Genomic DNA, 21,806 nt, shown 5'->3' with positions numbered 1-21,806 from the left:
ATTAACCACCTAGGGTAATATCTTGATCTTTATACCATTCAAGAGCATTAAAGAAATGATCTTTATTAAAATTAGGCCATAAATCATCAATTATGTATATATCAGAATAAACTGATTGAACTGGCAAAAATCCGCTTAATCTACGTCTACCGCCCCATCTTATTAATAAATCTATTCTTGAAATATCCTTTGATTGAATATTATCATAGATATTTTTACTCTTAATGTCACAGGCTTTTAGAAGGTTTAAATCCCATTCCCAACCATAGTTAACAAGGAAGTTAACGCGTATGCCACCTTTGCCCATTGTAGTTCTTTTAGTATATTTTTTTAACTCTTCAGGAAAAACTGGAGAATCATCATTCCCTATAACAAGCAATTCACAATCTTCATTTGCAATTAATTCTACTGATTTTATGCAGGCATCTATGAATGCCTTTTTTTGATATGATGGTCTTTTGGTATTGTCTGTAGTAAAACCATAATAAGTTATTTCTTTAATATCTAGTTTTTGACAAAGTTTAAAAAGTTCAAGTCCAGGTTCAATTCCATGTAAATATCCTTGATCTTTTTCAAGTCCATTTTCTACAGCCCAACGTCTATTGCCATCTGGGATAACCCCTATATGTTTTGGAATTCTCATAATATGTCTCAACCCTTTCTTAAAAATAGATTCAAATGAAAGTATTCCCATTTTAATAAATAAAATGCATAAATTTGATTATTTTAAATTTTAATTATATTATTATTTTATGGAAAAATTTAATGTTAATTATACGGAGTTGAAAAAATGAGATTTATAGGTGTTAGAACTTGGAAAACAGGAATAGGCGCTGTAATAGCTATGATAATAGCAAAGGAATTAGGGCTAAGTTACTGGGTTTCAGCAGGAATTATAACCATACTTAGCATACAGAGTACAAAAAGAGAATCATTAAAGATAGCTATAAAGAGAATAGAATCTGTTATTATAGCCTTAATAGTGTCTTCAGTTTTATTCTTAGCATTAGGGTTTAACTCAGTTGTTTTTGGATTATATCTTTTAGTCTTTATACCTTTAACAGTAAAACTAAAAGTGACAGATGGAATTGTTGTAAGTTCTGTTTTAGTAACTCATTTATTAGTTGAGAAACAGGTGAATTCATATTGGATAATAAATGAACTAGGCCTTATGCTAGTTGGGGTTTTAGTTGCATTAATATTAAATAGTTATATGCCTAAGAATGAGGAAAAGATAAAAGAAGATATAGATTATATATCTGAAAAAATAAAAGAGATATTTATGGATATGGCATATTCTTTAAGAACACATAGTGTTTCAATAAAGGAACAAAGACTTTTTGATGAACTTGAAAATAGAATAGAGTTAGCTAAAAAAAGAGCCAATGATAATTTTAATAACTATTTGTTTTCAGATGTTAAGTACTATGTGCATTACATAGATATGAGAGAAGTTCAATTTCAAATGTTAAAGTACATGAGAGAACACTTTTCAAGAATATCTATTACTGTAAAACAAACTGAACTAGTTGCTAATTTTACAGAAGAGGTAGCCTCTGTAATAGGTAAAGAAGTTAATGTAAATATTCTTATTAATAGATTAAATAGATTAAAAAAAGAGTTAAGTGAACAAGAACTTCCAGTAACCAGAGAAGAGTTTGAAAATAGAGCTATGTTATTTCAATTTATTAATGATTTAGAAATCTTTATAAAAACAAAAAATCAATGTTATATAAAATAAAAAATTATAATTTAAATATAAATATTAAGATAAAAATATTTAGATAAACTTACATGTTTTACTATTAATAAGGTTAAAAATATAAAGTTTGGCTATAATTATGATGAAATAAAATACAATAAATAAAATTATATGCAAAATATATTATATTAGTAAATATGATTAATATTCATTTAACGATTATTAACAAAATTAAAATAGCATAAAATTCTTAAATAAGTTAGAATAATCAATATAGATTTATAAATTTAATTCTTAATTAAGTCTTGTTTTGTTACATTCGTTCTAAGGGAGGCATAAAATGAACAAAAAGTACTTTAAAGAGGTTTTAGGAAATAAAAAAACTTTGAAGAATTTGGGGATTAACGTATTTATTTGGATTACTCTATCTTTTCTATTAGTATTTTTAGGGGAGTCATTTCATAGAGGATCTATTGAAAATGGAAAGGATTTTTTAGATAATCAAACAACAGTATTTCTATTAAACTATCTAATATTTTTGGTGATTACTTCAATAGCTTTTTTCTTTAAGAAGACTAGAATGGTTTATGGAATAATAAGCACTATTCTTATGGGCTTTTATATGGCAAGTGGAGTAATACTAGGCTTTAGAGGAACACCACTTATATGGGCAGATATGTTTTCTTTTAAAGAAGGTTTAGCTATAGCAGGAAATTATTTAAACTTAAATATTTTAAAATATGCTGTTATAGCCTTAGTAATTATAATTGCAATATTAGTATTGTTATGGTTTAGTGAAAGATATAAAAGTAGAAATAAAGTTATTAATCTATATGGCTTTATAATCTTACCATTATCTATTTTGGCTGTAGGAGCTTTTTATGGAAATGCAAAAGGGAGTATAGAAGTATATAGATGGGATTTGCCAGTTTCCTATGAGAGAAATGGGTTTATGTACTCATTTTTAGATACTGCAGCAGGATTTAAGGTTAAAGAGCCAAGTGATTACAATAAGGCATCTATTGAGAAAATAAAGAATGATATAATTGAAGAAGCACAATTAGCTAGTAATGATACTAAAATGGCATCTGCTATGCCAGCAGAATTTCCTAATATAATAATTGTTCAATTAGAATCATTTATGGATTTAGATAGAATAAATGGATTAACTTTTACAGAGGACCCTATACCAACCTTTAGAAAAATAGCTAGTGAATCAACAAATGGCTTTTTAAAGGTGCCTACTTATGGAGGGGGAACTGTTAGAAGTGAATTTGAAGTACTAACTGGATTAAGTACTGATTACTTACCAGTAGGTGAAATACCTAACAATAATATACTTAAAAAACAGCCAGTTGAAAGTTTAGCTTATATATTACATGATTATGGGTATGGAACAAATGTTATACATAATTACGAAGGAAATTTTTATAATAGAGACACAGTGTATCCTAACTTAGGATTTGATAAATATATATCTATGGAGTATATGGACAAACCTACTAATGCTGATTGGCAATATCCAGAGGATGTTTTAAACATAGAACCTATAGAAGATATAATATCTAATAATGAAAAGCCTCAGTTTATTTATAATGTAACTGTAGAAAGTCATGGAGGATATTCTTCTTCAGATTTTGAAAATTATACAGTGGATGGAGATTTAGATCAAGAAGAAAAAAATGAACTTCAATGTTACATAGATAAATTAAGAGGGGTTGATGAATACATAAAAGAACTTTTAGATTATGTAGAATCTTCAGGAGAGCCTACAGTAATCGCTATGTTTGGAGATCATCTACCTTCATTAAAGATAATAAATGATGATGAGAGTGTATTAAAAGATGGAAATAAATATTTAGCTGACTTCTTTATATGGGATAACATTGGCTTACCAAAGGAAAATGTAAATATGGAAGCAGAGGAGTTTACAACATATATATTAGAAAAGCTTAATATGGTGGCAGGAGTTATGCCTACTTTCCATAATGCATGTAAGGATGATGAGAATTATAAAGAAGATTTTGAACTTCTTCAATATGACATGCTATTTGGAAATAAATATATCCTAAATGAAAATAAAAATAAATATGAAAAAACCAATATGAAGATGGGATTAAAGGAAATAACTCTAAATAATTATGATATAAAAGATGATATATTAACTGTAACTGGTGATAATTTTAATTATAAGAGCAAAATTATTATAAATGGAAAGATTAAAGAAACTAATTTTATAGATGAAAATACATTAACAACTACTGAAATTCCTTCAAATATTAAAAATATTTCAGTTGGTCAAATAGGAAAGTATGATAAAATACTAAGTAGTAGCAATTCATTAGAAATAAAATAGTAGTTTAGTTCATATAAAAGGCTATTCAAAAATTATATGGTTTTAATTAAATTCATAACATATAATTTTAAAATTTTAAGAATAGCCTTTTATTTATTAGCTCTTAGCATAAATTTATCTTTTAAGAATAAAATGTAAATGTTATACTTAATTTAAGAATTACTAAATTATACTAATTTAACAGGAGGATATTTATGAACATAATAAAAAAAGATGGAAGAATTGAAGAATTTAAAATTGAAAAATTATCAACAAGCTTATCTAATGCAGCAAATGATTTAAATTTTACACTTAATAAATCAGATATAAATATAATTGCAAAAGATGTTGAGGAAACACTAAAATCAATAAGAAAAGATAATGGAGAAACTTCAAGTTATGAAGTTATTGGGGTTGTAATTGATACATTGAAAAATGAGAAGTTTAGTGATGTTTTAAGAGCATATGTAAAATATAGAAAATAATTAAAAGGGGCTGTATCAAATATAACAAATAAAACTTATTTTGATACATGCCCTTTATTTGTAAAGAGTATATTTTATTAATGGTAAATAGGGGAGAGAAGTGAAAATATGATAAAAAAAATAGTTGTAGCTGTAGGTTTAGCATTTAGTTTAAGTTTTTTGGTTGGGTGTGGAAATAAAAGTTTAGTAGAACAAGGTAAAGCTGCCATAAAACAAGGAAATTATGAAGAAGCTACAGCAATTTTTAAAGCGGCCAGTGAAGAGGATTCAAAGGATAAAGAAGAAGCTGAAAGCTTATATGATTTAACATATAATTATGTAATATCTAATAAAGCATATAATGAGTTTAAGTTAGATGTGGCTTTAGATAGTTTAAAGAAAGTAGAAGAAAATAAAAATAAAGAATTAATGAAAGAAGATATTACTAGTTTAAAAGAAGAAATAAGTAAAGATAAGAGTGTACTAGATGACTTTTACTCAAGTATGGAAAAGGTTAATGATTTAGAGAGTGAAGGTAAGATATCAGAAGCAAGGGATTTGTTAAATAAATCTCTTAAAAATATTTCTTATTTAGGAGAAAATGTTAAGGAACTAATTGCAAGTGGAAATTCTAAATTAAAGAATTTAGATGAAAAGCTTGATAAAAAGGAAATAGTTAAAGAAGATAATAATAAAGAAGAAAAAACTGATTTCTCTGAAAAAAATAATAAAGAATTAGCAAATAAAGCTTTAGAAACTGTAAAAAATCTTGGTGTAGTAAAAAAAGATCAATATTTGGAGTTAAAATCTGATGAAGTATATGATTTAGGTGATGGAAGTTACGGTTTTATAGTAAATAAATACTATTATCCAGAAGGAAAGCCAGAGCCTGCATTTATATGTCAGTATTTAGTAGATAAAGAATCATGGAAAGTTAAAGAGGTTAAAGAGGGAATTAAAAAAGAATTAAATTAAAAATTTATGACAAACTAGAGTGATATTTTATTCTCTCTAGTTTGTTTAATTTAAATTAAAAGAGTTTAAATTTATGATTCTTATAGCAATATTTAAATATTGCCTTACCTTGAATATCAGTACTTTTTACTAGTCCAAAATATCTAGAATCTAAACTTATATTCCTATTATCACCCATAACAAAGAATTTATCTTTAGGTATTTTTAATTTTAAATAATAAGGAAGATTCATTTCTTCTTTTATATATGATTCATAAATTTTATCACCATTTACATATACTTCAGAATTATTTATTTCAATTGTATCACCAGGAAGACCTATGATTCTTTTAACTAGAAAATTATCATATTTACAAGGGGCATAAATATTTACTATATCATACCTTTTAGGAGAAGAAGTGGAATAGGATTTTTTATTTATAATTAATACATCACCGTGATGAATAGTATCTTCCATTGAAGAGCCATCAACAACAGCTATGAATATATTGTTTAAGAAGAAACCTAAAATTAGAATTAAGGATATTAATATGGTTATTATAATCTTAAAAAAGCTATCAGGTAGATCTAAAATATAATTAAAGCATTTCATGAATTATTACCTCATGTATATTAAGAATATATTATTAGATTATTTTTTATGGATTCAAATAAGAACTAATAATTAACTTTAAGTTGAAATTTAATTACTACTTTAATATAATTAAGTTAGTTGTAATTTATATACAGTTAGTTGGAAACGTTACCGAAATTGGGGAGAGGATTTTATGAGAAGAAATTTTAATTCTAAAGAGTTTAATGATAAGTATTATTATGATGGAGAACTTGGAGCTATTTATAATAAAGAAGAGACTATTTTTAGGGTATGGTCACCAGAAGCTAAGAGTTTAGAATTATTACTTTACAGAGATGGGAATACAGAGAGTTTAATAGAAAGAGATTTGCTTCATAAAAAAAGTAATGGACTTTGGGAAATAGTAAAAAAGGGAGATTTAAATGGAGTTTATTATAAGTACCATATTGTAGGAGAAGATTTTGAGCATGATTTTGTTGATCCTTACTGCAAAGCCTTAGGAGTTAATGGGTATAGAGCTATGGTTATTGACTTGAAGAAAACTAATCCTAAGGGATGGGAAAATGAAAAGAAACCATCACTTGAAAATCCCTTAGATTCAATTTTATATGAAATGCATATAAGAGATTTTTCGATTGATAAGAGTTCAGGGGTTTCTTTAGAAAATAGAGGAAAGTTTTTAGGAATAATTGAAGAAAATACAAAAGTTCCTGGTACAGAAGTAAAAACAACCTTAGATCATTTAAAGGAATTAGGAATAACCCATGTACATCTTTTACCTTCCTTTGATTTTGGAACAGTTGATGAGGAGAGATTAGATGAAGAGCAGTATAATTGGGGATATGACCCTGTAAATTATAATGTACCAGAAGGATCATATTCTAAAAATCCATATAAAGGTGAAGTTAGAATTAAAGAGTTTAAGGAAATGGTACTTAAACTTCATAGAGCAGGAATAAGAGTTATAATGGATGTTGTGTATAATCACACTTATTCAGGAGAAAACTCTAATTTAAATTTATCTTACCCAGGATATTATCATAGACAAGATGACTTTGGTAATTTTTCTAATGGTTCTGGATGTGGTAATGAATTAGCATCAGAAAGACTTATGGTAAGAAAATATATGGTTGATTCATTAAAGTATTGGGCAAAAGAATATCACATAGATGGATTTAGATTTGATTTAATGGCATTACATGATATTGAAACCTTAAAGGAAATAAGAGAAGAATTAAATAAAATAGATCCTTCAATATTAATATATGGAGAAGGATGGAATGGAGGAGACTCTCCACTGCCTAAAGAAGAAGCTTGTTTTAAATGTAATATAAGTAAATTTGATAAATTACAAATAGCAGCTTTTAGTGATGATATGAGAGATGGGATAAAAGGACATGTAGCACATCTTAAAGAAGGAGGCTTCGTAAATGGAGGAGAAGACTTTGAAGAGAGTATAAAGTTTGGAATAGTAGCTTCTACTTATCATGAAGGAGTAGATTATAATAAAGTAAATTATTCAGATTCTCCTTGGGCAAATGAACCTTATCAGACAGTAAATTATTGCTCAGCCCATGATAACAATACATTACACGATAAGCTTAAAATTGTATGTGAAAATGCTTCTGAAGAAGAGATAATAGAAATGAATAAGTTAAGTGCTGCTATTTTCTTAACATCTCAAGGAATACCCTTTATTCATTCAGGAGAGGAGTTTTTAAGAACTAAGACTAATGAAAAAGGAGAATTTATTGAAAATAGTTATAATTCTAATGACTTTGTAAACAAGATTGATTGGACTAGAAAAGTAAAGTATATGGATTTATTTAAATACTATAAGGGATTAATTGAATTAAGAAAGGAATATCCTTTATTTAGGTTAGAAAGTAACAAAGAAATAAGAGAAAAAATTTCATTTATAGAGAGTGAGTTAGGAATAAAGAAAAAGGGTATAGTTGCTTATAGATTAAAAGATCATAATAATGAATTCATAGTAGTTTTTAATAGTAATAATAATGAAGTTAAAATAAACCTTCCTAAGGGTCTTTGGGGAGTTATGGTTAATAATAAATTTTCAGGAAAAGAAATAAGGGATGAAGCTAGAGATTTTTATGATATAATAAGAAAGTCAGCATGTGTTCTTAAAAAATTAAGTGATTAAATAGAATTATAAAGTTTATAGGTTGCAATAAAATAACTTTTGATACAGATACTTGTTTAAAATAGAGCTGATTATGAAATTTTCATATAGCTCTATTTTTCTTATTTAATTTAATATGAATTAAATTTAAACAATTTGTAACAAAAATATTTTTGTAAAGTTTTATTATAAGTAATGAGAGGTTAATAATTTAATTTATATAGACATGGAGATGAATTTTGTGAGTAACAAAGTAAGAAATGGAAAACATAATAAGTATTTAAAAAGAAGAATAGCAGTTGCTGTAGCTGGTATTGTAGTAATTGCAGGAGTAGGTTTTGGAATTAAATCACTAATTAGCAATAAAGCTAATAAGGAGGCTTTAGCATCAGCTAAGGAAGAGGAAACTAAAAAAGAAGAGGAAAAACCAAAACCAACAGACATAATGCCAAATGGAAATATAATTTATGCTGCAGATTCTTATGCAGTTAGTGCAGATGAAGTTGAAAAAATGCTTGAAGGAAAAGCTTCAAATAATGATAAAGAAATATTTTTAACTTTTGATGATGGTCCAAGTGAAAATACAAGGGAAATATTAAAGATTTTAAATGAAGAAGATGTACATGCTACATTTTTTGATATAGGATCTGCCTTAAAGGATAATAAAGAAAATCAAGAGTTATTAAAACAAGAAATTGATCAAGGAAATGCAGTAGCTGGTCATAGTTTTTCACATAATTATAAAACATTGTATCCAGGAAATTCAGTTGATGTAAATAAATTTATGAGCGAATTAAATGAAACTAATGAAATAATGAAAAGTGTATTAGGAAAAAACTTTAATGCTAGAGTAATTAGAATGCCAGGTGGATATATGTCTAGAAGATATTATAGAGATCCTAACTTAAAAGCTTTAGATGAGGCTTTTGCAAAGGATAATATAGTTAGTATAGATTGGGATGCAGAAACTGGTGATGCAACTGGAAGACATTATACAGTAGAGCAATATGTTGAAAACTCAGCTAAAAATATTAATACTTTAAATCATGTAATTTTATTAATGCATGATGCAGCAGCTAAGAAAGAAACTGTACAAGCATTACCTGCAATAATTAAATTCTATAAAGAACATGGGTATGCATTTAAAGTAATAAAAAATACACCTGTAGGTGAAAATAATTCTTCAGATGCAACTAATAGTTCACAAAATACTGACAATAAAACAAAGTAAAGATAAATTATTAGTAATAAACATACATTAAATTTTAAAATATTAATACTTAATTAAATATATAAGAAGGATTTAAGAAAAGATTGTTTAATATAAAGAAGAGAGTTGATTTTATAAAAATAAGATCAGCTCTCTTCTTTGCTGTAACTTATTTACAAATTTAAAAATATAATAAGTTAAGAGCTATATATTGATATTAAGGAGAAGAAAATGAAAAATGTAGTTTATTATTATGGAGCAGGAAACACAGCAAAAGGATTTAGACCACTTTATAATTCTATATTTCAAGGAGTCAAGAAAATTTATTCACTAAATGGAGGTAGCAATATATTTAAAACTGCCATTATAAAGGAACTTATAGATGAATATAGTGATACTTTAAGTTTAGAAGGAATAGTTAGCACTATAGACAATAATGAAATGGAAGGGGTAATACTAAGAGAAAAAGAAATTGCAGTAATAAATGGAACACCTCTTCATGGATTTATGAATTTAGCTATTGATAATATTGAAGTTATAGATTTAGATGTATTTTTAGACAAAGATGAAATAGAAAAAAATGAAGAGACTATAAAATTTTTAAAGGAACAATTTAAAGAGTGTATGGAAAATGCCCATAAAGAATACGAAAAGGCTTTGAAGATACATGATTATTGGGAAGATATTTATTTCCCTTACTTAAATATTGAAAAGGCAAATAAATTTACTGAGCATGTTATTTCTTTACTAACTGATGGTGCAGTTAAGAAAGAGTCAAAGGGTAAGTGTGTTGAAAGATATTTAGGTGGAGCAACACCAAGTGGCCCTAAGGATTCTGTTCCTAGCATAACTGAAGGGGTAAAAAGATACTTTTTAAAAGGAAGAGCTGGAACAGGAAAGTCAACTATGTTAAAGAAAATAGCTAAGGCAGTAATGGAATTAGGGTATGATGTGGAAGTTTATAATTGTGGCTTTGATCCAGATAGTAAGGATATGGTTATAAGTAGAGAGCTAAACTTTGCAATTTTTGATAGCACAGCTCCCCATGAATATTTCCCAAGTAGGGAAGATGATGAAATAATAGATGTTTATACAACATATATTGATGGAGATGTTGATAAAATTCACAAAGAAGAGATTAAAAAGATTGCTTTAAATTACAAAAATCAAGTGGCAAAGGGAACGGCTTTTTTATTAAAAGGAGAAGAAGTAAAAAATAAGCTAGATGATATTTATAATAATGCATTTAATCATAAGGAAGCAAAAGGTGTTTTAGAATTTTTATTTGAATAGACTAAAAAAGTGCTCTGCAAAAAAGCAGAGCACTTTTAAATTAAGCATATTATTTTTCGTCTAATAATCTTTGGATTATGTTAGTAGCGTCCATATATGATGCTACAGATTTATCATAGTTTAATCTGTTTATTATTCTTGCGATAAAATCAGATAAATCAACAGCTTTAAACCAAGGAGCAGCCTTTAATTCCTCAGGTATATAAGTTAAATTTGTTGAGTAAACGCTCTTAATTATTCCATCATTGAAGAATTTGTTGAATTTTTCTAAACCTTCAGTAAAGAATGAGAAAGTAGTAGCAACATATACATTTCTAGCATTTCTTCCTTTAAGTTCTTTAGCAATATCAAGTACAGATTCTCCAGAAGCTATCATATCATCAACGATTAAGACATCTTTTCCATCAACGTCTCTTCCCATGTATTCATGTTTAACTATTGGGTTTTTACCATTAACTATACGTGAATGGTCTCTTCTTTTGTAGAATAAACCAACATCAACACCTAGTACGCTTGAATAGTAGATTGCTCTATCCATGGCACCAGTATCAGGACTTATTACAAGTAATTTTTCCTTATCAAGCTCTAAATCTTTTTCATTGTGAATTAAAGATTTAACTATATCATAAGTTGGGTAGAAGTTTTCAAAGGACATTAGTGGGATAGCATTTTGAACGTTAGGGTCGTGAACGTCAAAAGTTAAAACTTCATCAACGCCTAATCTTTCTAGTTCTTGAAGTGCTAAAGCACAATCTAGAGATTCTCTTCCTTTACGTCTATGTTGTCTTGATTCATATAAAAGAGGCATTATTACAGTTATTCTTCTAGCTTTTCCTCTTATAGCAGAAACTGTTCTTTTTATGTCTTGGAAATGTTCATCTGGTCCCTTATGATTTTCAAAACCAAACATTTTATATGTACAACTATAGTTACCTATATCACAAAGAATGTATATATCTCTTCCTCTTACAGATTGAGGTATTTTTACTTTTCCTTCACCGTTAGAGAATCTTATCTCATCAGTTTTTATTAAAAAAGATTCCTCACAATTTCTTTTCTCTTGTATAAGCTTGTCTATAGCATTACCAAGTTCTGTGCAACTTTCTAAAGCTATAATACCTAATCCATGATTTTGTTCGTTCATTCGTCTATCTCCTTTTTTTAATGCTTATTTAAAATATTTTACAATCGTAAATACTAAAGATATCGTCATTTATATTATATACGAATAATTTACTTTTAAAAATAGAAATTTATCATAATTTTTCACTAAATTTAATAAAAAACTTGAAATTTTGTTGTCAGATAATTTAGATTTTTTAGAAAATATGAATATTATTCTAAATTTAATTACTAAAAAATTTATTTTTTTATAGTTAAATTTAAATTAATAGAGGATAAAAAGGTTATATTATGATTCTAATTATTTCTACTTTGTAATAGTAATTTTTGATTTTATAGTTGTTAAAGAAGGAACATTCATATAAAATTAGACTAAATTAGAAATAGAGGAATTTTATTATGTATGTCATTTAAAGAGAAGGGGGAGTTATTATGGAAGTATTAAGTCATGGGTGTACATTAGATTGCTTTGATTGTTGTAAATTTAATGTTTATAAAGAAGGAAGTGAAATTCTAAAAATAGAAGGTGACAAAGAGCATCCATTTACAAAGGGACTCATATGTAAAAAAGGAGTAGCTCACTTAAACAGATTGAATCATAAAGATAGAATATATACTCCTCTTTTAAAGAATAATGGAGTATGGGAAGAGATTTCCTTTGAAGATGCCTTAGAAATAATGAAAGAGAAACTTGAATATACAAAAGAGAAATATTCTTCTAAGTCAATATTATATTATAGCCAATATGGAAGTGGAGGAGTACTAAAGGGAATAGAGGATATATTCTTTAATTTTTATGGTGGTGTAAGTAAAGCTACAGGAGGTCCTTGTTGGAGTGCTGGAATGAGAGCTCAAAAATATGATTTTGGAGATTCTGTATCAAATTCCTTAGAGGATATGATAAATAGTAAAAACATATTTTTATGGGGTAAAAATCCTGCAAATACAACCATACATACTATGGCGATTTTAAATAAGGCAAAGAAAAACGGGAGCAGAATAATAGTTATAGATCCAATAAATACTCAAAGTGCAAAGCTTGGAGATATTCATGTGAAAATTAAACCAGGGACAGATGGAGCTTTAGCTATGGCTATGGCAAAAATAATAATTTCTAAAGGTCTTCAAGATAAGGATTTTATAAATAAATATGTTTTAGGATTCCAAGAATATAAAGATCATTTAGAGAATTTTGATTTGGATTATTTAAGTGATGAATGTGGAATAGAAATAGAGGATATAGAAAAGCTAACTAAATACTATTGTGAAAAAAATTCTAGCATATATTTGGGATATGGAATGCAAAAATATAAGAATGGTGGAAATACCATAAGAGCTATTGATGCCTTAGGTGCTTTAACTGGTCAAATTGGAGTTAAAGGCGGTGGAGTAAATTACGCAAATAAGGTATTAAGTAGGATTTTAGATTCAGATCCCTTTAAAAGTGGAGAAGTTGGAGAAAATAGAGAATTTTATGTCTCTAATATAAATGAGTTTATAGAAGAACCTAAAAAATATTCTTTAAGTGTAGAAGATTCTAATGCACCTATAAAAATCATGGTAATAGCTAATAGCAATCTCATGAATCAACTTCCAAACTTAAATAGATTAAATAATAGTATAGATAAAGTTGAGTTTAAAGTTTGTTTTGATATGTTTATGACAGATACTGCTTCGAAGTGTGACCTATTCATTCCTTGTACCAATACCTTAGAAAGCGAGGATATGGTTTTTAGTTCAATGACTAATCCATATTTAATATATAATGAAAAGATAATAGAACCTAGAGAAAAACTTATGGATGAATACTACTTTTTTAGAGAGTTAGCTAAAAGAATGAATTTAAAAGGATATCCAAGCCTATCTAAAAAAGATTATTTAAGTAAGGTTATTGAACCTTTAATGAGCTATAATAAAGATATAACCTTAGATTATTTAAAAAATAATCCTTTTACAGTTTATGATGATGTAGCTTGGGAAAATAAAAAGTTTAAAACACCTTCTGGCAAATTTGAACTTGCATCTAAAAGAGCTTTAAAAGAGTGCGGAAGCTTAACACCAACATACTTAAGTCCTAGAATAAAAGAAAACTGTTTTAGATTGCTTACTAATCATTCTAAAGATTCATTATCAAGTCAGCATTATATAGATGTAGATGAAAAGGCAAAAGTATATTTAAATGAGAATATGATAAGAAAGTTTTCCTTAATTTGCGGAGAAAAGGTTAAATTAAAATCAAGGACTGGAGAGATTACAGCAATTTGTTCCTTGGATAATGGGGTTCAAGATTATGTGGCTTTAATGTATGTTGGTTGGTGGAAAAAACATGGGAATCCAAACTTTTTAACTGAATCAGGAATCTCTGATATGGGTGGACAAATAACATATAATGAAACCTTTATAGAGATTGAAAATATATAAAAATCAAAAGAGAAAGGTTGTATTTAAAGAGAATAAACATTAAAGAAAAAGGAGGATGCTTCAAAAAAATATTTTGTGGAGCGAAAAGATATGGTGAATAAAGAGATTATAGAAAATGGATTTTTTAAAATAGAAAAAAAGCTAAATGAAGAATTTATAGGACAAAAAACTTTCAATAAGGAGTTATGTGATTACTTTAAAGAAAAAATAGAGGAAGATAGCAAAGGTATATTGCTTATAGTAGAGGAAAGAGACATATTTAAAAATAGTGTACTAAAATACTTTTTCGAAGAACTTAATTATTATAAGTTTGTTAAGAATAGTAAAATTGATGAGATTGATTTAGCTGCATATAAGTTTAATTTAGGGTACAATGCCTTTTTAACAGATTTATATGAAAAATTAAATAATGACTCTCAATGTTTAGTATTTAAAAATACAGATAAAGCAAGTGAAGATATATTAAATGTTCTTTCAGGAATAAGCCCTAATTCTTGTATAATGCTAAAAGATAATTATGTAATAAAAAATAAATTTTTAGTTGAAGCTGAAGAAATTGATGAGGATATTGTAAATAAAATTATTTGTAATAATAAATTCTTCATATTCCTTTATAACAAGGATAAAGGTGAAGAACTTGAAATAATAGATAATGAATTCCTAATAAATAAAGACAAAACCTTATATAGAAAAGCCTTAAGCGAAAAGGACAAAAATAAAGTAATAAAGAAAAAGCTATTAAAAGAAATAAATAAGGTTAAGGAGCTTTTTGATATTGACATAATAATAGGAGTAGATGAAAATCCAGATGTAGAAGAAAAATCAGGGGTTTGTACTTATATAGAAGATAACTTTAGGGAAAAAGGAAGTTTAAGCCTAGATCAATACATATCATATAAGATTTGCAAACCTATAATCAATATAATTAGAAAAGAAGCTATTGAAGCAAATAGTAGATTACTTATATATGTAGAAGATGATGAAATCTTTTGTAAATCAAATGATGAGGTTTATGATTTAAGCAAGTATAGTAATCCAACCTTAGAAGAGGTTAGATATAAATTAGAATCTATAATTGGTATGAAAGAGCTTAAGGAGTTTATAGATAAGATTGAAAATAACTTTAAGGTTCAAAAAATAAGAGAGAAACTTGGATTAAAGACTACACAAATTTCATTAAATATGATATTTGCTGGAAATGCTGGTACTGGTAAAACTAATGCAGCAAGAATAACCTTTGAGTATTTATACGCCTTAGGTATGATAAAAGAAAATATATTTAAAGAGGTTAGTAAAGCAGATTTTATAGGAGAAGGAATTAGTAATACAGCAAGAAGAACTAATGAAATAATAGAATCAGCTTTAGGTGGAGTATTATTTATAGATGAGGCCTATTCCTTATGTACAGATGAAAATGATAAGGCAGGCCGTGAAATAGTAGATGCTTTATTAAAAGGAATAGAAGATAACAGAGATAACATAACTGTTATTTTAGCAGGGTATGAGAAGGATATGGAAACTTTCCTAAGTTTTAACCAAGGATTAAAATCTAGATTTCCAAATGTAATTAAGTTTGAAGACTATAATCCTTCAGAAATGTATGAAATAGCAGTTAATATTGCTAAGTCAAAGGGATATAGAATAGCTAAAAGTGCAAAGGCTGGACTTATTGAATTATTTACTAAAAACCAAATGGTTGGGAAAAGTGATTTAGGAAATGCAAGATTTGTTAGAAATATTGTAGAAAATGCAATAATGGATGCATCTAAGAAGTATTTAGTAAATAAGGAGAGAGCTATTGATCTCCTAGAAAAAGATAATTTTAACTTTAAGGTAAGTGCAAAATTTGATTTAGAAGAAAAGTTAAAAGAAATAATAGGCCTTGAAGAGGTTAAGGAATTTTTAAGAAGCCAATATAAGCTTATAGTAGCTCAAGAAAAGAGAAAATCTGTTGGAGTAAATACAAAAATAGAGCAAAATTTAAATATGATATTTGCAGGTAACCCTGGAACAGGAAAGACTAGCATAGCTAGATTAGTAGCTGAAATGTTAAACAGCATGGGCCTTTTAAAGGTTGGACAATTAGTTGAAACAGATAGATCAAGTTTTGTTTCAGATATTCCTGGAGAAACTTCAAAGAAAACTGAAGAAAAATTTAAAGAAGCCTTAGGTGGAGTTTTATTTATTGATGAAGCTTATACTTTAGCTAATGATTCCATAGGTAGAGAAGCTATAGAGACACTTCTTAAATTAATAGAGGACTATTCAAGAGAAGTAATAGTTATTTTAGCAGGATATGAAGAAGAAATGGAGAATTTCTTTGATGTTAACATAGGATTAAGATCAAGATTCCCACTTTGGACTAAATTTGAAGACTACAATCCTAATGAACTTTTAGAAATGGCAATAAAATTAGTAGAAGCTAAGGGATTTAAACTTTCTAAAAATGGATATTCAGAGCTTAAAAAGAATTTCGTTGAGATATATGAAAATGCAGATGCTCAATCAGGAAATGGAAGAATGGTAAGAAACTATGTTGAGCAACTTATAAGAAATCAAAGTATTAGAATTGCAGAAAGTGATATAAGTGTTTATGAAATGAACCTTATAAACACAAAGGATATAAAGGCTATGAATGCAATAAAATATGATAATCACTTTGATTTAGAGAAAAAGTTAAATGATTTGATTGGAAATGAAGAGCTTAAGGATTTTCTTAGAGGACAATATAAACTTATGAAAATCAGAGAAAAGAGAAAGAAACTTGGTTTTCAAGTTGATTTAAATAAGTATATGAATATGGTCTTTACTGGAGAAAGTGGAACAGGGAAAAAGACAGTTTTAAATATATATTCAGAAATGCTATATAGTATGGGTATAATCAAGGCAAAAAATATAGTTCAAATAGATAAATATGAATTTATGGCAATGATTAATTCAGGTATGAAAGTTGAAGATATATTAAATAAACATGTTGGAAAAATATTATATATAGATAAATGGAATACCTTCTTTGGAGAAGAAAGATACAATGAAATAGTATCTGATCTTATAAAATTCATAGATAACAATAGCAATAGAATAGTTATTGTTCTTGGTGGAATAAGAGGCAAGATGAAAGACCTTATTTTAACTAATGAGGGATTAAATTATAGATTCCCTATTTGGGTTGACTTTGGAAACTACAATGAAAGGGAATTATATGACATAGCTTCAAGCACTTTAGTTAAGAAAGGTTTTACTTTAGATGAAGAAGCTGAAACTGCTTTAGAAAATGCTATTGGAGATATACAAAAGAGAATGGGAGAGCTAGCACTTAAAAATGGTCTTATGATTAAGCAATTTTTAGATAGCTTAGTAAGAGTACAAAGCATTAGAGTTTGTGATGAAGATTTTGATATAAATACAATAAATAGAATTATATCAGAGGATATATTAAAGAGTACTGAAATCTTTTTAAAGAAAAATACAACTCAAAATGGAAGTTTTTAAAGAATTAAATTTATAAATTAAATACTTTTAAGTTAGTTATACATTCTATTTGAAAAAGCATTAAATTTACCTAAATTACTAAGGTCCTAGTACAATTAATATTGTGCTAGGGCTTTATTTATATAAATTACTTTTTTCTTAAGATACACTAACGTAATTAAATTTTAATTTTTACTCATATTTGCCATGATATAATTTGAAAACAGATGATTAATTAAGCAGAGTTTTAACTTTAAAGCTTAAGTTTCTCATAATAATTATTTTAGGAGGTGAGGTTGTTAGTAATAGGAAAATAGTTAAAAGTATATTAGCTATTACTTACAACAAATAGAGTATGATAAAGAAAAAGAGTATTATGAAAGTTCTTTGTGGAGCAATAGTTAGTACATTCATGTTTGGAATGGCTACTCCAGTATTTGCACAAAGTGAAAAAACTGAGGCTGTAGTAACTTTAGGAGCTAATTTAACAAAGTCAGAAAGATTACAAATGTTAGATGCTTTTGGAGTAAAAGCTAATGAGGTTAAAATAATAGATGTAACTAATCAAGATATAAGAGAACAATTAGGTTTAGATACAAGTAAACCAATACCTGCTAGCAGTCAATCAATATCAAGTTCTTACGTGGTGGTTAAGGACAAAGGTGGAATAAATGTAACTACTAACAATTTAACAGAGGTAACAGGAAGTATGCTTGCTAATGCCCTTCTTACTTCAGGGGTAAATAATGCTGATGTAAAGGCTGATGCTCCATTTAAGGTTACAGGAACAGCTGCCTTAGCTGGTATTTTAAAAGGATTTGAAGATGCATCAGGGGAGGAGTTATCTCTTCCAAAGAAAGAGGCTGCAAGAGAGGAAATTTCTTTAACTAATAATTTAAGTAATGCTAAAACTAAAGATGGACAAACGCTAGGAAAAGATGAAGCCGCTGTAGTAGTAAATGATATTAAAACTGATGTAATTAAAGATAAACCTAAAAATGATGAGGAAATAGGTAAGATAGTAAACAATGTTACAAATAACTATAATATACTTTTAACACAAGGGCAACAAGAACAAACAATAAAATTCATGTCTAAAATAAATGATTTAGATTATAACTATGGTGCTATGAAAGAATCCTTAAATCAAATGAATGATAAGCTTCAACAGATATTAAAAGACACAGGAAAACAATTAGAAGAAAGTGGTCTTTTAGAAAAAGCATTAAATGGTATAAAAAATGTTTTAGTTGATATTAAGGATTTTCTAGTAAATATGTTTAGCTCAGCTAGTGAAAAAGTTAAAGATGGAATAACTTACGATGAAAATGGTAATATAGTTATAAAAACAGGAAATAATTCTGATGAATCAAAGAATGAAGAAAGTATCCAAGATAAGCCACAAACTCAGTCAAATGATAATAATCAAAATCAAGAAAATGAACAAGGACAAAATCAAACAAAATAATTAGTATTGAAAAAAAGAATTATAAGAGCATGTATTAAAATAAAATTTAATAAAACTTACAAAGATATTTATATTGTAAGTTTTATTATTAGATTTTGATACATGCTCATTTTTTATTTTTAGGGTTTAAAATTCACTTAATAATACTATTAGATATAAAGCAATAGATTAGCTTGAAATACAAGGGAGTTTTATTATATTTAATTAAAAATAAATGAAATTTTGAAATAGGGTTTAGGGTAAACTAATGAAAGTTTATTGTAAACCTAAAATTATAAAATAGTTGACAATTATGAATTATAAGGTTATTATATGGAATATACTTTGATAATCAAGATAAATTTATTTTGAAAGTAGTATTTATAAGATTAAAGGAGAGTTAACTATGAAAATGAAAACAAGAGATTTAACACTGATACCTATTTTTGCAGCACTTACAGCTATTGGGGCTTTCATTAAGATACCAATACCAATAGTGCCTTTTACACTTCAATATTTCTTTTGTGCCTTAGGAGCAATTTTACTTGGTGCTAAAAGAGGAGCCTTAGCTCAAATAATCTATGTATTAGTAGGACTCCTTGGAATTCCTGTATTTACTCAAGGAGGAGGACCATCATATGTATTTCAACCTACCTTTGGATATTTAATTGGTTTTATTTTTGGAGCTTATATAATTGGAAAAATAACAGAAAATCTAAAAACTATAAATATTAAAAATTTATTTTTAGCTGGAATTTTAGGACTTTTAGTAATCTATTTATTTGGAGTTTCATATATGTATGTAATTTATAATTTTTATCTAGGGGATGCAATGAGCTTATTATCAGCAGTGAGCATTGGAGCTATAGCGTGTTTACCAAGTGATTTATTATTGACATTTATAATTTCATTAGTAGGATCTAAGGTTTGTCCAAGGTTAAAAAGATTTGATTACATCTAATGAGTGGAGTTGATTTTTATGGATTTTATTTTAAAAATGAAGGATAAGTCTTTAAAAAATATAAAATTAACTAGAGAAGAAGGGTTAAGGCTTTTTAATAGTAATCTAGAGGAATTGATTAAAGAAGCTAACAACATAAGAAAAGAGATTCATGGTGATGGTATTGATTTATGTTCAATAATTAATGGGAAAAGTGGAAGGTGTGGAGAGGATTGTGCTTTTTGTGCCCAATCTAAGTATCATAAGACTAATATAAGTGAATACCCTCTTCTTGATTATGAAAAGATAAAAAAAGTTGCTAAGGAAAATGAAGATGAAGGAGTTCATAGATTTTCTATAGTTACCTCAGGAAGAGGACTTTATGGTGAGGAGTTTGAGAGAGTAATTACTTATTATTCAAATTTAAATAAAGAGCTTAAAATAAATCTTTGTGCTTCCCATGGAATAATAAATAAAGAGTCTTTAATAAAATTAAAGAAAGCTGGAGTAAAAAGATATCATCATAATTTAGAGACATCTAGAAACTACTATGACAAAATATGCAAAACTCATTCTTATGAGGAAAGAGTAAAGACTATAAAAAATGCTAAGGAAGCTGGTTTAGAAGTATGCTCAGGAGGAATAATTGGCCTTGGAGAAACAATTTTAGATAGAATAGATTTAGCTATTACCCTTAGAGAATTAGAAATAAAATCAATTCCAATAAATGTTTTAAGTGCTATTAAGGGAACTAAGCTTCAGCATATGATTCCTTTAAATGAAGAAGAAATTCTTAGGACAATAGCTGTTTTTAGATTTATAAATCCAGAAGCTAAAATAAGATTGGCAGGAGGGAGGTATTTGCTTAAAAACTTTGGTGAAAATGCTTTTAAAGCAGGAGCAAATGCTACTATAACAGGGAATTTATTAACTACATGTGGAAATAAGATAAAAGACGATAAAAGATTAATAGAGAATATTGGGATGAGGATTTTTTAGTTATGGAAAAGGGAGTATATATAATAGGAACTAATACTGATATTGGTAAAACCTTTATTAGTGGACTAATTTTAAAAAAGTTAAGAGAAGAGGGAAGAAATGCAGGGTATTACAAGGCAGTTTTAAGTGGAGCTATAAAAGAGAAAAATGGATTAATACCTTTAGATTGTGAAGAAGTTATGAAGATTTCTGGACTTAAGGAATCCTATGAAAATATGGTTTCTTACATACTAGAAAATCCATATTCTCCTCATTTAGCAAGTGAAGTAGAAGAAGTTTCTATAAGTATGGAAAAGATAAAAAAAGATTATAAGAGTGTTAGAGATAAATATGACTTTATTCTTTGTGAAGGAAGTGGAGGAATAGTGTGTCCCATAAGTTTTTCAGAGAAAAAGCTTATGCTAGAAGATATAATTAAAGAGTTTAACCTTCAAATAATACTAGTATCTAATAGTGGATTAGGTGCTATTAATTACACTGTTTTAACAGTAAGTTATTTAAGAAACTTAGGGCTAAAAGTAAAAGGAATAATACTTAATAAATTTAATAAAAGTGATATTATACACAGAGATAATAAGAAGATAATCAAAGAACTAACAGGAGTAAATAATATTTCAACTGTGCCAAAGATAGAAGATATAGAAAAGTATGATTTAAATGAACTTAATGAGGTGCTTTATGGAATTTAAAGAGGATTTAATTTAGAGGAATAT

At 27.3% G+C, this 21,806-nt stretch carries 16 protein-coding genes; 13 read left to right on the top strand and 3 right to left on the bottom strand.

Features of this window, described 5'->3' with window-relative positions; all coding sequences use genetic code 11:
- Position 1: 1 nt before the first annotated feature.
- On the bottom strand, positions 2–643 hold the full coding sequence (locus GOM42_RS08890; protein WP_003476384.1) for an undecaprenyl diphosphate synthase family protein: 642 nt from the start codon (positions 641–643) through the stop codon (positions 2–4).
- Positions 644–790: 147 nt separating this feature from the next.
- Between GOM42_RS08890 and GOM42_RS08885 the strand changes: the two genes are divergently transcribed.
- From GOM42_RS08885 to GOM42_RS08870, 4 genes are all read left to right on the top strand, one after another.
- Complete coding sequence (locus GOM42_RS08885) at positions 791–1,741, top strand: aromatic acid exporter family protein (RefSeq protein WP_003449684.1); 951 nt, start codon at positions 791–793, stop codon at positions 1,739–1,741.
- Between the two features lie 301 nt (positions 1,742–2,042).
- A complete protein-coding gene (locus GOM42_RS08880; RefSeq protein ID WP_110016177.1) occupies positions 2,043–4,058 on the top strand; it encodes an LTA synthase family protein in 2,016 nt (671 codons plus the stop codon).
- Between the two features lie 194 nt (positions 4,059–4,252).
- Positions 4,253–4,522: an ATP cone domain-containing protein gene (locus GOM42_RS08875; RefSeq protein WP_110016178.1), complete on the top strand. Its 270-nt coding sequence runs from the start codon at positions 4,253–4,255 to the stop codon at positions 4,520–4,522.
- 108 nt (positions 4,523–4,630) lie between these two features.
- Positions 4,631–5,476 (top strand): hypothetical protein, encoded by an 846-nt coding sequence (locus GOM42_RS08870; protein WP_003455868.1) that lies wholly within the window; start codon positions 4,631–4,633, stop codon positions 5,474–5,476.
- A 55-nt stretch (positions 5,477–5,531) separates the two neighbouring features.
- Here GOM42_RS08870 and lepB read toward each other — a convergent pair whose 3' ends face one another.
- Entirely contained in the window at positions 5,532–6,068 is a 537-nt protein-coding gene (gene lepB, locus GOM42_RS08865; protein WP_003456000.1) for a signal peptidase I, read from the bottom strand.
- A gap of 175 nt (positions 6,069–6,243) precedes the next feature.
- Between lepB and pulA the strand changes: the two genes are divergently transcribed.
- From pulA to GOM42_RS08850, 3 genes are all read left to right on the top strand, one after another.
- On the top strand, positions 6,244–8,211 hold the full coding sequence (gene pulA / locus GOM42_RS08860) for a type I pullulanase (protein ID WP_011010505.1): 1,968 nt from the start codon (positions 6,244–6,246) through the stop codon (positions 8,209–8,211).
- Between the two features lie 220 nt (positions 8,212–8,431).
- Entirely contained in the window at positions 8,432–9,421 is a 990-nt protein-coding gene (locus tag GOM42_RS08855) for a polysaccharide deacetylase family protein (protein ID WP_110016179.1), read from the top strand.
- A 210-nt stretch (positions 9,422–9,631) separates the two neighbouring features.
- On the top strand, positions 9,632–10,693 hold the full coding sequence (locus GOM42_RS08850; RefSeq protein ID WP_003468071.1) for a PRK06851 family protein: 1,062 nt from the start codon (positions 9,632–9,634) through the stop codon (positions 10,691–10,693).
- Positions 10,694–10,742: 49 nt separating this feature from the next.
- On the opposite strand, the gene GOM42_RS08845 is transcribed toward GOM42_RS08850, so the two are convergent.
- On the bottom strand, positions 10,743–11,837 hold the full coding sequence (locus tag GOM42_RS08845; RefSeq protein ID WP_003468084.1) for a ribose-phosphate pyrophosphokinase: 1,095 nt from the start codon (positions 11,835–11,837) through the stop codon (positions 10,743–10,745).
- Positions 11,838–12,247: 410 nt separating this feature from the next.
- On the opposite strand from GOM42_RS08845, the gene GOM42_RS08840 reads away from it, so the two are divergent.
- From GOM42_RS08840 to bioD, 6 genes are all read left to right on the top strand, one after another.
- A complete protein-coding gene (locus GOM42_RS08840) occupies positions 12,248–14,236 on the top strand; it encodes a molybdopterin-dependent oxidoreductase (protein ID WP_011010502.1) in 1,989 nt (662 codons plus the stop codon).
- Positions 14,237–14,326: 90 nt separating this feature from the next.
- A complete protein-coding gene (locus GOM42_RS08835) occupies positions 14,327–17,728 on the top strand; it encodes an AAA family ATPase (protein ID WP_057257562.1) in 3,402 nt (1,133 codons plus the stop codon).
- 355 nt (positions 17,729–18,083) lie between these two features.
- Entirely contained in the window at positions 18,084–19,175 is a 1,092-nt protein-coding gene (locus GOM42_RS08830; RefSeq protein WP_003456048.1) for a DUF1002 domain-containing protein, read from the top strand.
- Positions 19,176–19,560: 385 nt separating this feature from the next.
- Entirely contained in the window at positions 19,561–20,115 is a 555-nt protein-coding gene (locus GOM42_RS08825) for a biotin transporter BioY (RefSeq protein WP_003456046.1), read from the top strand.
- 18 nt (positions 20,116–20,133) lie between these two features.
- The gene (bioB, locus tag GOM42_RS08820) at positions 20,134–21,093 is read left to right on the top strand and encodes a biotin synthase BioB (RefSeq protein ID WP_003456111.1); all 960 of its coding nucleotides are present in this window, start codon (positions 20,134–20,136) and stop codon (positions 21,091–21,093) included.
- A 2-nt stretch (positions 21,094–21,095) separates the two neighbouring features.
- Complete coding sequence (bioD, locus tag GOM42_RS08815; RefSeq protein ID WP_003455985.1) at positions 21,096–21,782, top strand: dethiobiotin synthase; 687 nt, start codon at positions 21,096–21,098, stop codon at positions 21,780–21,782.
- Positions 21,783–21,806 lie beyond the last annotated feature (24 nt).

Source organism: Clostridium sp. 16K-1-R1 (genome assembly GCF_023921145.1).
Taxonomy (GTDB): domain Bacteria; phylum Bacillota; class Clostridia; order Clostridiales; family Clostridiaceae; genus Sarcina; species Sarcina perfringens.
The sequence above is the reverse complement of the archived record's forward strand: the minus strand, read 5'-3'. Positions and strand labels throughout refer to the sequence as shown.

What these genes read in the sequence shown, in the direction of transcription:
- GOM42_RS08885 (WP_003449684.1), top strand. Translation starts at nt 791, where the DNA reads ATGAGATTTATAGGTGTTAGAACTTGGAAAACAGGAATAGGCGCTGTA.
- lepB (WP_003456000.1), bottom strand. Translation starts at nt 6,068, where the DNA reads ATGAAATGCTTTAATTATATTTTAGATCTACCTGATAGCTTTTTTAAG.
- bioB (WP_003456111.1), top strand. Translation starts at nt 20,134, where the DNA reads ATGGATTTTATTTTAAAAATGAAGGATAAGTCTTTAAAAAATATAAAA.
- pulA (WP_011010505.1), top strand. Translation starts at nt 6,244, where the DNA reads ATGAGAAGAAATTTTAATTCTAAAGAGTTTAATGATAAGTATTATTAT.
- GOM42_RS08830 (WP_003456048.1), top strand. Translation starts at nt 18,084, where the DNA reads ATGAAAGTTCTTTGTGGAGCAATAGTTAGTACATTCATGTTTGGAATG.
- GOM42_RS08880 (WP_110016177.1), top strand. Translation starts at nt 2,043, where the DNA reads ATGAACAAAAAGTACTTTAAAGAGGTTTTAGGAAATAAAAAAACTTTG.
- bioD (WP_003455985.1), top strand. Translation starts at nt 21,096, where the DNA reads ATGGAAAAGGGAGTATATATAATAGGAACTAATACTGATATTGGTAAA.
- GOM42_RS08870 (WP_003455868.1), top strand. Translation starts at nt 4,631, where the DNA reads ATGATAAAAAAAATAGTTGTAGCTGTAGGTTTAGCATTTAGTTTAAGT.
- GOM42_RS08845 (WP_003468084.1), bottom strand. Translation starts at nt 11,837, where the DNA reads ATGAACGAACAAAATCATGGATTAGGTATTATAGCTTTAGAAAGTTGC.
- GOM42_RS08890 (WP_003476384.1), bottom strand. Translation starts at nt 643, where the DNA reads ATGAGAATTCCAAAACATATAGGGGTTATCCCAGATGGCAATAGACGT.
- GOM42_RS08835 (WP_057257562.1), top strand. Translation starts at nt 14,327, where the DNA reads ATGGTGAATAAAGAGATTATAGAAAATGGATTTTTTAAAATAGAAAAA.
- GOM42_RS08840 (WP_011010502.1), top strand. Translation starts at nt 12,248, where the DNA reads ATGGAAGTATTAAGTCATGGGTGTACATTAGATTGCTTTGATTGTTGT.
- GOM42_RS08875 (WP_110016178.1), top strand. Translation starts at nt 4,253, where the DNA reads ATGAACATAATAAAAAAAGATGGAAGAATTGAAGAATTTAAAATTGAA.
- GOM42_RS08825 (WP_003456046.1), top strand. Translation starts at nt 19,561, where the DNA reads ATGAAAATGAAAACAAGAGATTTAACACTGATACCTATTTTTGCAGCA.
- GOM42_RS08850 (WP_003468071.1), top strand. Translation starts at nt 9,632, where the DNA reads ATGAAAAATGTAGTTTATTATTATGGAGCAGGAAACACAGCAAAAGGA.